Source organism: Kineococcus terrestris (assembly GCF_041020755.1).
In the GTDB taxonomy this organism is placed as follows: domain Bacteria; phylum Actinomycetota; class Actinomycetes; order Actinomycetales; family Kineococcaceae; genus Kineococcus; species Kineococcus terrestris.
Genome location: NZ_JBEUEI010000036.1, coordinates 25,711 through 35,714, shown reverse-complemented (window position 1 = coordinate 35,714; position 10,004 = coordinate 25,711). Strand labels below are relative to the sequence as shown.

General features: G+C 78.1%; 10 protein-coding genes, 1 tRNA gene and 1 pseudogene. 4 read left to right on the top strand and 8 right to left on the bottom strand.

Annotated elements, in window-relative coordinates; genetic code table 11:
* The 4 genes and pseudogenes from AB8M62_RS17365 to AB8M62_RS17350 all read left to right on the top strand — a co-directional run.
* Positions 1-383: pseudogene (locus AB8M62_RS17365) on the top strand (hypothetical protein); the annotation flags it as partial.
* Positions 384-502: 119 nt separating this feature from the next.
* Positions 503-1,567, top strand: a complete 1,065-nt coding sequence (locus AB8M62_RS17360; protein ID WP_369070376.1) for an efflux RND transporter periplasmic adaptor subunit — start codon at positions 503-505, stop codon at positions 1,565-1,567.
* On the top strand, positions 1,564-2,289 hold the full coding sequence (locus AB8M62_RS17355) for an ABC transporter ATP-binding protein (RefSeq protein ID WP_369056407.1): 726 nt from the start codon (positions 1,564-1,566) through the stop codon (positions 2,287-2,289). The genes AB8M62_RS17360 and AB8M62_RS17355 overlap by 4 nt, the downstream gene beginning before the upstream one ends.
* Positions 2,286-3,524 carry an ABC transporter permease gene (locus AB8M62_RS17350; protein ID WP_369070375.1) on the top strand — a complete coding sequence of 413 codons (1,239 nt, stop codon included), beginning with the start codon at positions 2,286-2,288 and terminating at the stop codon, positions 3,522-3,524. Before AB8M62_RS17355 ends, AB8M62_RS17350 begins: the two co-directional genes overlap by 4 nt.
* Before the next feature lie 40 nt (positions 3,525-3,564).
* Here the strand turns inward: AB8M62_RS17350 and AB8M62_RS17345 are convergent, their stop codons facing one another.
* The 8 genes from AB8M62_RS17345 to AB8M62_RS17310 form a co-directional block, all read right to left on the bottom strand.
* A complete protein-coding gene (locus AB8M62_RS17345; protein ID WP_369056405.1) occupies positions 3,565-4,944 on the bottom strand; it encodes a cystathionine beta-synthase in 1,380 nt (459 codons plus the stop codon).
* Positions 4,945-4,976: 32 nt separating this feature from the next.
* Positions 4,977-5,330: a hypothetical protein gene (locus tag AB8M62_RS17340; protein ID WP_369070374.1), complete on the bottom strand. Its 354-nt coding sequence runs from the start codon at positions 5,328-5,330 to the stop codon at positions 4,977-4,979.
* A gap of 19 nt (positions 5,331-5,349) precedes the next feature.
* Positions 5,350-6,189 carry a Bax inhibitor-1/YccA family protein gene (locus AB8M62_RS17335; RefSeq protein WP_369056403.1) on the bottom strand — a complete coding sequence of 280 codons (840 nt, stop codon included), beginning with the start codon at positions 6,187-6,189 and terminating at the stop codon, positions 5,350-5,352.
* Positions 6,190-6,310: 121 nt separating this feature from the next.
* Positions 6,311-6,394 (bottom strand) — tRNA-Leu (locus tag AB8M62_RS17330).
* Between the two features lie 20 nt (positions 6,395-6,414).
* Complete coding sequence (locus tag AB8M62_RS17325; RefSeq protein ID WP_369070373.1) at positions 6,415-7,641, bottom strand: NAD(P)/FAD-dependent oxidoreductase; 1,227 nt, start codon at positions 7,639-7,641, stop codon at positions 6,415-6,417.
* Positions 7,638-8,459 carry a uracil-DNA glycosylase gene (locus AB8M62_RS17320; protein ID WP_369070372.1) on the bottom strand — a complete coding sequence of 274 codons (822 nt, stop codon included), beginning with the start codon at positions 8,457-8,459 and terminating at the stop codon, positions 7,638-7,640. The genes AB8M62_RS17325 and AB8M62_RS17320 overlap by 4 nt, the downstream gene beginning before the upstream one ends.
* A 104-nt stretch (positions 8,460-8,563) precedes the next feature.
* Positions 8,564-9,007 carry an SRPBCC family protein gene (locus AB8M62_RS17315; protein WP_369056400.1) on the bottom strand — a complete coding sequence of 148 codons (444 nt, stop codon included), beginning with the start codon at positions 9,005-9,007 and terminating at the stop codon, positions 8,564-8,566.
* A 55-nt stretch (positions 9,008-9,062) separates the two neighbouring features.
* Positions 9,063-10,004, bottom strand: a complete 942-nt coding sequence (locus AB8M62_RS17310; protein WP_373694987.1) for a Ppx/GppA phosphatase family protein — start codon at positions 10,002-10,004, stop codon at positions 9,063-9,065.

Sequence of the window (10,004 nt, the reverse complement as noted above, 5' to 3'; positions counted from 1 at the left end):
GGAGGGACGGGGCGGGCGCCGGCGCCGACCGCGACGGCTGGCACGTGACCGCGCGCCTGGCCCCCGGCGGGCGCACCGCCACGCTGGCCGTGGAGGGCCCGCAGGGCCCCGTGCACGACCTCGCGGCCCGGCTGCGGCGGACGCCCGCGGCCGGGACGGACGTGCGGGTGGACGTGGTGGGCGTGCCCGGCGAGCGGCCCGGGGACGGCGCCCCGCCGCGCGCGTCGCTGTGGGTGGAGCTGTCGGCCGAGGTTCCGGGCGAGGTGCCGGGCGGGGTTCCGGGCGGGGTTCCGGGCGGGGTGCCGGGCGGGGCACCGGCGGAGCGGCCGGCAGGACCGGTCGCGGCCGGGGACGGCGCCGCGGCCGGGTCCCGCGGCCGCTGATCACGGTCGGGTGAACGCCGCCCCCGCCGCGCGCACGCGCTGTTACGGTCCGCGCGAGCACCGTCGCTCCGGGGGTCCCTGTCGCACCGCGCCACCCCCGTCGCACCAGGAGGTGACCGGTGGGTGTCGTCCGGACGATCGTCTTCCCCGCGCTGCGGCTGCTGGTGTGGGCGGTCATCGCGGTGGCCCTCGTCCAGCTGGCGTTCGGCTCCCGCGCCGGCCGCGGCGACACCGGTCCGGTCGCCGGGCCGACCGTCGACCTCACGCCCGCCGAGGCGACCGTCGTGCGCGGCGACGTCACCAACACCGTCACCCTGTCCGGCACCGTGCAGGCGGACCCGGCCGTGACGGTGAAGTCGACCGCGGCGGGCGCCGTGGGCCGGGTGCGCGCCGCCGTCGGGGACGCCGTGGAGCGCGGGACGCCGCTGTTCACCGTCGTGGTGCCCGTGGAGGAGCCCGCCGCCCCGGTGACCGCCCCCGCCGCCGACGGCGCCCCGGCGCCCGTCCCGGGGGCGCCGGCGGCCCCGCGCACGCGCACCGTCACGGTGTCCGCGACCTCCACCGGCACGCTCACCTCCCTGGACGTCCTGCCCGACCAGCAGGTCGCCGTGGGCGACGCGGTCGCCGCGGTCAGCCCCGGCACCCTGACCGTCTCCGCCCCGCTGACGCAGGAGGAGCAGTTCCGCCTGCTCGCCCCGCCCAGCTCCGCGCGGGTGACGGTGCCCGGCGGGCCCGGCGTCTTCGAGTGCACGGACCTGCGCACCGGCACCCCCGAGCCGGGCACCGGCGCCCCGGCCGCGCCCGCCGTCCCCGACCCGTACGCCGACCCCTACGCCGACCCGGGCGCCGCGCCCACCGGCGCGCGGGTCACCTGCCGCGTGCCGGCGGACGTGCCCGTCTTCGCGGGCGTGTCGGCCACCGTGGAGGTCACCGCCGGCACCTCCACCGGCGTCCTGCTGGCCCCCGTGACCGCCGTGCGCGGCAGCGTGGGCACCGGCAGCGTGTGGGTGCTCGACGAGGAGACCGGTGAGGCGACCGAGACCGACGTGGTGCTCGGCCTGACCGACGGCGAGGTCGTCGAGGTCAGCGGCGGCGTCGGCGAGGGCACGCGGGTGCTGCAGTTCGTCCCCGGCGACGACGGCCTGGCCGTCGACCCCTACGGCTACGGGCCGGTGGCGGGGTGAGCGCGCTGTCCCTGCGCGGGGTGGGTCGGCGCGTCGCCCTGCCCGGCGGCGGGCACCTGGACATCCTCACCGGCGTCGACCTGGACGTCGCCTCCGGCGAGCACGTCGCCGTCGTCGGCCGCTCCGGGTCCGGCAAGTCGACGCTGCTGAACATCGTCGGGCTGCTGGACCGGCCGACCTCCGGGCAGTACCTGCTGGACGGGCGCCCCACCGCGGAGCTGTCCGCGCGCCGGACCGCGCGGCTGCGCGGCGCGACCTTCGGGTTCGTCTTCCAGCAGTTCAACCTGCTGCCCGGGCGCACCGCGACGGAGAACGTCGCCGCGCCGCTGCTGTACGGGTCCCCGGGCGAGTTCCTCGCCCGCCGCGCCACGGCCCGGGCGGTGCTCGAGCGGGTCGGGCTGGGCGAGCGGCTGGACGCGCTGCCGGAGAAGCTGTCCGGCGGCGAGCAGCAGCGCGTCGCGCTGGCCCGCAGCCTCGTGCGCCGACCGCGCGTGCTGCTGGCCGACGAGCCGACCGGCGCCCTCGACGTCGACACCGGCGCCGCCGTGATGGACGTCCTGGAGGAGCTGGTCCGCGAGGACGGCACGACGCTGGTCACCATCACCCACGACCTGTCCGTGGCCGCGCGCGCCGACCGGCAGTTCCGCCTGGACCACGGCGTGCTCAGCGAGCTGCGGCCCGGGTCCGTGGCCGACCTCACCGCCCACCGGGAGACCGTGTGAGCGTCCTGCTGCGGCCGCTGGTGTCCGTGGCCGCCGCGCTCGTGGAGGCCTGGGGGGAGGTGCGCGTGCACCGCGCGCGCGTCGTGCTCTCGCTCGTGGGGGTGTTCCTCGCCGTCTTCGCGATGACCACGATCACGGCCGTGGGCGGGATGGGCCGCCAGCTGCTCGGGGAGAGCTTCGAGCGCAGCTCGGGACGGCCGGCGACGCTGCAGGTGAACGCGTACCCGGACGGCGCCGTCACCGCCGGGAGCACCGAGCGGGTCGTCGCGGTGCTGCGCGAGGCCGCCGAGCGCCACGACGTGCGCTGGTCCGGTCTGGTCTCCGGCGGGTCGGCGCCCGTGGTGGTCCGCTTCGCCGCGGGCGCGCAGACGGTGCAGCTGACCGGGGTCGACGCCGCCTACGGCGTGATGCACCGCGTCGCGCCCGAGAGCGGGCGCTGGTTCACCGCCGCCGACGAGGAGGCGTTCTCCCCGCGGCTGGTCGTCAACGGGGCGTTCGCCGAGCGGGTCGGCTTCGACGGCTCGGCCCCCGCCACCGTGGTCCTCGGCGGTGAGCGGCCGGTGCGCGCGACCGTCGTCGGCGTGGTCTCCCCGCCGTACTCGGACCCGGCCGTGCCCTCGGGGTTCGTGCTGAACTCCGCGGCGGCGGCGTGGGGCCTGGTCGACCCGGCCTGGTCGGGCCCGCCGTCGCTGGAGCTGTGGGTGCCCGAGGCCGACGCCGAGGCGCTCACGGCGCTGCTGCAGTCGGAGGTGCAGGCCGCTCTGCCGGGCACGTCGGTGAGCGTGTGGCGCGCCGACGCGGGCGGCGAGCTGGGGGTGCTGGACCTCGTCCTGGCCTACGGCGTGCGCGGCGTCGGCGTCTTCGCGCTGCTGCTGGGCGGCATCGGCGTCCTCAACGTCGGCCTGGTCACGGTGCGCCAGCGCATCCGGGAGATCGGCGTGCGGCGCAGCTTCGGCGCCACGTCCGGGCGGGTGTTCTGCGCCGTGCTGCTGGAGAGCGTCGCCGCCACCGCGGCCGCCGGGGCGCTGGCCGTGGCGCTGTCGGTGGCGCTGGTGTCCAACGCGCCGCTGGAGCTGCTGCTGCCGGCGGGGCTGACGCTGACCGACGTGCCCGCCTACCCGGTGGCGGCGGCGGTCGAGGGGTTCCTCGCCGCCACCGCCGTCGGGGCGCTGGCCGGGCTCGTGCCGGCGGTGGTGGCCGTGCGGGCGCAGGTCGTCGACGCCATCCGCTACTGACCCCGCTGCTGACCTCGCCGCCGGCCCCGCCGCCGGCCCGCTACGGGCGCTGGGGGGCGCGGGACGTCGCCAGGAACCCCAGCAGGTCGTGGCGGGTGACGACGCCGACGGGCTTGCCGTCCTCGACGACGACGACCGCGTCCTGCTGCTCCAGGGCGTGCCGCAGCTCCTCCACGGACTGACCGGCGCCCACGAGCGGCAGCGCGGGGCCCATGTGGGCGCTGACGGCGTCCGACATCTTCGCCCGGCCGGTGAACACCTTGTCCAGCAGGTCGCGCTCGGTGACCGCGCCGGCGATCTCGCCCGCCATGACGGGCGGCTCGGCGCCCACGACCGGCAGCTGGGAGACGCTGAACTCGCGCATGATCTCGATGACGTCGTGCACGGTCTCGGTCGGGTGGGTGTGCACCAGGGCGGGCAGCCCCGCGGACTTGACCCGCAGCACGTCACCGGCCGTGCCGCCCTCGGCGGCGGGCACGAAGCCGTAGGAGGCCATCCACTCGTCGTTGAAGATCTTGCCGAGGTAGCCGCGGCCGCCGTCGGGCAGCAGCACGACGACGACGTCGTCGGGGCCCAGGCGCTCGGCGACCCGCAGGGCGCCCACGACCGCCATGCCGCACGAGCCGCCGACGAGCAGGCCCTCCTCGCGGGCCAGGCGGCGGGTCATCTGGAAGGACTCCGCGTCGGAGACGGCGACGATCTCGTCGGGCACCGACGGGTCGTAGGCGCTCGGCCAGAAGTCCTCGCCCACGCCCTCGACGAGGTACGGGCGCCCGGTGCCGCCGGAGTACACCGAGCCCTCCGGGTCGACGCCCACGACCCGCACCGGGCCCTGCTCCTTGAGGTAGCGGCCGGTGCCGGTGATGGTGCCGCCGGTGCCCACACCGGTGACGAAGTGGGTGACCTTCCCGTCGGTGTCGGCCCAGATCTCCGGCCCGGTGGTCTCGTAGTGGCTGGCCGGGCCGTTGACGTTGGCGTACTGGTTGGGCTTCCAGGCGCCGGGGATCTCGCGCACGAGGCGGTCGGAGACCGAGTAGTACGACTGCGGGTCCTCCGGCGGCACGGCCGTGGGGCAGACGACGACCTCGGCGCCGTACGCCTTGAGGACGTTGCGCTTGTCGACGCCGACCTTGTCGGGGCAGACGAACACGCACTTGTACCCGCGCTGCTGGGCGACGAGCGCGAGGCCGACGCCGGTGTTGCCGCTGGTGGGCTCGACGATCGTCCCGCCGGGCTTGAGCGAGCCGTCGGCCTCGGCGGCCTCGACCATCTTCAGGGCGATGCGGTCCTTCACGGAGCCGCCGGGGTTGAGGTACTCCACCTTGGCCAGGACGGTGCAGCTCAGGCCCTCGGTGACCCTGGTGAGCTTGACGAGCGGGGTCCCGCCCACGAGGTCGACGACGGACTCGGCGTAGCGCATGGGCCCATCATCCCGCACCCGGCGGGAGCCGCTCACAGCGCGCGGCGCAGGCCGACGAGGACGTCGTGGGCGGCCCGCAGGCTCCCGGCGTCGCCGTGCTCGGCGACGTCGTGGCCGACGACGGCCAGCTGGTCGCCCAGGCCGTGCAGCGCCAGCGCCGGCAGCGGCAGGCGCGGGCGGCCCTCGGCGTCGGCGCCGAGGTCGGCCAGCTCCTGCGCGGCGCGGCGCACGGCCGTCGCCCGCACCTCGTCCCCGCCGAGCGGCGCCCGGTCCAGCTGGGACAGGGGCAGGGCGCGCACGCGGTCGGCGACCGCGTCCACGACGCGCCGGAGCCCGGAGCGCGCGGCCTCGTCGGCCGGCGCCCCGGGCTCCGGGGGGTGCTGCACGCGCGTGCTCAGCGGGAGGTCAGTCGCTGCCGCGCAGGATGGCGAGCAGGCGCAGGATCTCCAGGTACAGCCACACGAGGGTGACCATGAGGCCGAAGCCGGCGCGCCACGCCTCCTGCTGGGGCAGGCCGTTGCGGATGCCCTGCTCGATGTAGTCGAAGTCGAGCACGAGGAACAGCGAGGCCAGCGTGACGCCGAGGCCGCCGACGAGGACGGGGATGATCCCGCCCATGCCGTAGACGCTGGCGCCGGTGAACAGCGCGACGCCGAGGTTGACCAGCCCGAAGATCAGGTAGCCGATGACGGCGATCGTCATGATCTTGCGGAAGCGGGCGGTGGCCCGGATCAGCCCGGTCTTGTAGGCCAGCAGCATGGCGCCGAAGGCGGCCAGGGTGCCGACGACGGCCTGCGGGACCAGCCCGTTGCCGAAGGCCAGCGTGTACCACTGGGAGATCGCGCCGACGAAGACGCCCTGCAGGCCCGCGTAGGCGAACATCACGCCCGGGCGGACCTTCTTGGACACCTGCGCCCAGATGCCGAGGACCATCGCGCCGAGCGCGGCGCCGATGGCCAGCAGGAGGCCGACCTGCGCGGTCCAGCCGATCGCGGCGCCGGCGAGCAGGACGACGAACAGCATGCCGGTGCGGACGACGACGTCGTCCAGCGTCATGCGCCGGGACTGCTCGGGGGTGGCGGACGGCTTGCGGTACCAGTCCTCCAGCGTCTGCGCGGAGGCGTCGGCGGGGGCGCCGGGCGCACCGCCGCGCGCCGGGCGCGACGAGGACGGCGCGTCGAACGTGGCGTAGCCGCCGCGCTTCCACTCGCCGCTGTTGGCGAAGACGGGGTTCCTGCTCTCCATGGCTCCTCCGTGAAGGGGTGTCGCCGGGTGCAACGCCACCGGTGCCGCGGGGGTTCCCGGAGATCGCGTGCGGCCGGTCACAGGTCCGTCACGGTCCCGCGGCGCGCCGCGGGGGCGCCGGTGCCCGGGACGGGGGTCGAACCCGCACGCCGCGAACGGCCCGGGGGTTTAAGCCCCGTGCGCCTACCAGTTACGCCACCCGGGCGGGTGCTGCGGGCCCCGATCCTAGGTGGCGCGCGCGGTGGGCCCGGCGGGCGGGAGGGCCGGCCGGGGCGGTCGCAGCCGCTGCCGCAGCGGTCCGCGGTACCGGAACGGCAGGGGCCGGCCGCCGCGCAGGACCGCGACGACGCCGTCGGCGACGTGGCGGGCCTGCTGCGCGGCGTGGTCGGCCGTGGGCGGGCACGTGCGCCCGGGGCGGGCCGCGTCGGGCACGGCGCAGCCGTCGCCGGCGCCCCAGGCGCCCGGCACGGGCGTCCCGCCGCCGTCGACCACGCGCAGGTCCGCGCCCACGAGCAGGCGCCCGCGCGCGTCCACCGGCAGCCCGGCGGCCGCGGGCAGCGGGTGGGGGGCTTCGAGCGCGCGCACGACCGTCCCCGCCCAGGACCGCGGGTCGCCGAGCGCGTCCGGCCCGGCGTCCGCGTGCACCTCCACACCGCGCCGGCGCAGGTCGCGCACGACCCGGGCCGCGGCGGCCGGGTCCAGCCCGGGCAGCGGCTCCTCCCCCGCGCCGAGGAGGACGACGCGCACGTCGGCGGGCCGCAGGGTCGCCGACGTGCGCGTCACCGACCGCGCCAGCTGCTCGACGGCCGCGGCGGCCGACGTCCCGGCCCAGCCGGCGCCGACGACCGCGGTCGTCAGCAGCCGGGACCGCTCGGCGTCGGGCGCGCCGTCGTCGGGCAGCCGCTCGGCGCGCCGCAGCCGGTCCAGCACCCGCTCGCGCAGGCGGACCGCGTCGTCCGCCGTGCGCAGCACGAGGTCGTCCCCCGTGCGCAGCACGAGGTCGTCCCCCGTGCGCAGCGGGAGGTCGTCCCCCGTGCGCAGCGGGAGGTCGTCCCCGGACCGCGACCCGGCCGCCGGCACGGTCCCGGTCGCCAGGACGAGCACGTCGTAGCGCAGGTCCACGACCCCGCCGGGCAGCTCGGCGCGGGCGGTGCGCCCGGCGTGGTGCAGCGCCGTGACGGCGCCCGCGACGACCTCCGCGCCGCGCAGCGCCTCGGCCAGCGGCGCGGCCGCGGCGGCCGGGCGGACGGCGCCGGTGACGACCCCGGCCAGCCGGGCCGGGTCGGTGGTGGTGCCGCCGGGGTCGACGACGGTGACGTGCGCCTCCCCCGGCGCCAGGACGCGCAGCAGGCGACGGGCGACGCCGGAGCCGGCCACGCCGCCGCCGACGACGAGGACGCGGGGGGCGTCGGTCGTCGGGGGCAGCGCCCGGCGGGCGCTCGCGCGGCTCACGACCGCACCAGCGCGACGGCGCGGGCCACGACGGCGTCGAGCATGTCGCGGGTCAGCCGGCCGGTCGCGGTGTTCTGCCGGCTGACGTGGTAGCTGTCCAGCAGCACGACCGGGCGGCCCGGGCCGCCGTGTCCACCGGGCCCGCCGGGGGACGGCGCCCGCAGGACGGCCTCGGCGCCGTGCCCGAAGCGCGGGGCCGGGCGCGGCACGTCCCAGCCGGCGCGCCGCGCGGCCGCCAGGGCCGAGGCGTGGGCGAAGGCGCCCAGGGCCAGGACGACGTCCAGCCGCGCGGCGCACAGCCGCAGCTCGGCGTCCAGCCACGGCGCGCAGGTGTCGCGCTCGGTGGTGGAGGGGCGGTTGTCGGGGGGCGCGCAGCGCACGGGCGCCACGATCCGGGTGCGGTGCAGCGCCAGGCCGTCGGCGGCGTGCACCGACGTGGCGCGGTCGGCCAGGCCGGCGCGGTGCAGGGCGGCGACGATCCAGTCGCCGGAGGAGTCGCCGGTGAACACCCGGCCGGTGCGGTTGCCGCCGTGCGCGGCGGGGGCCAGGCCGACGACGAGGACGCGGGGGTCCTCGACGCCCAGGCTGGGCACGGGCCGGCCCCAGTACGGCTCGTGGGCGTGCGCGCGGCGCTTGGCGCGCGCCGTGGCCTCGCGGTGCTCGACCAGCCGCGGGCACGCCCGGCACACCGCGGAGGCGGCCTGCACCTGCGCCAGCCCGGCGGCGCCGTCGGCCAGGCGGCGCACGTCGGCAGGGGTGCGCGCGACCGGGGTGCCCGGCGCGGAGGGGTCCAGCGGCCACCCGGTGCCCGGCGGCACGGGCGAGGCGAACGCGCCGCCCACCGCCGGGTGCGGCAGCAGCGCCGTCGCACTCGTGGCGGCCCCCGCCGTCGAGCCGGCCGCCGTGGCCCCGGCCGTGGTCCTCAGCGCTCCAGCTCGGCGGCGAGCTCGTCCAGCAGCTCCCCGTAGATGCGCTGCAGCCCCCGGGGGGCGAAGGTGCGCTCGAAGAAGCCGCCGACCCCGCCGGCGCCCTGCCACTCGGAGGTCACGACGACGTCGCTGGCACCGGGACCGGCCTCCTCGACCCGCCACGCGGTGCGCAGGGAGGAGTTGCGGTCGCTCTCCAGCAGGCCGTGGGCGTCGGTGGAGGTGACGTCGGCGACGACGTCGCGCACGCGCTTCTTCGTGGCGTGCAGCTTCCAGCGGGCCACCGTGCCGTCGCCGACACCGCCCTCGAGGACCTCGTAGTGGGTGAACGCCGCGGGCAGCAGCCTGGCGCGCGTCTCGCGGTAGTCGGCCAGGGCGGCCACCACGCGGTCGGCGGGCGCCTGGATGCGGCGGGACGTCGAGGCGCTGACGGTGCTCACGGGGGTCCTCTCGTGCGGGTGCGGTGCCCGGCCAGCCTGCCAGGTCCGGGCCCGCTCAGCCGCCCAGGCGGGCGGCGGCCGACAGGGCGACCCCGTCCAGGACGTCGTGCTCGCTCGTGACGACGTCCCCGCGGCCGGGCACGCGCGCCAGGACGCGGCGCCAGACGAGGGCGCCGGCGCCGATGACGTCGACGCGGCCGGGGTGCAGGTACGGCAGGGCCGCGCGCTCGGGGCGGGTGCGGGCCAGCATCGCGTCGCACGCGGCGCGCAGCCGCTCCGCGGGCAGCGCGGCCCCGTGGGTGCTGCCGGCCTCGTACGCGGGCAGGTCCAGCGCCGCGGCCGTCAGCGTCGTGATCGTGCCGGCGACGCCGACGAGGGTGCCGGTGCGCTCCAGCGGCACGTGCCGGGCGACCTCGTCGAGGGCGCGGTCCACGTCGGCCTCGGCGGCGGCGACCTCGGCGGCGGTGGGCGGGTCGGAGCGCAGGTGCCGCTCGGTCAGCCGCACGGAGCCGACGTCCACCGACAGCGCGGCCTCCACGTCGCCGGTGCCGAGGACGAACTCGGTGGACCCGCCGCCGAGGTCCACGACGAGGAAGGGCGCGGGGCGGGCGCCCAGCAGCTCGCGGGTGGCGCCGGTGAAGCTGAGGCGGGCCTCCTCCTCGCCGCTGACGACCTCCGGGTCCACGCCCAGGCGCTCGCGCACGCCCGCGGTGAGCTCCTCGCGGTTGGCGGCGTCGCGGGTGGCGGACGTGGCGACGAAGCGCACGGCGGCCGGTGCGACGCCGTGCGCGCGGCAGGCGGCGGCGGCCTCGTCGACGGCCGCGAGGGTGCGCGCCAGCGCCTCGGGGGCGAAGGCACCGGTGGCGTCGACGCCCTGGCCCAGCCGCACGACGCGCATCGTGCGCACGACGTCCGTCAGGGTCCCGGTGCGCGGGTCGACGTCGGCGACGAGCAGGCGCAGGGAGTTGGTGCCGCAGTCGACGGCGGCGACGCGCAC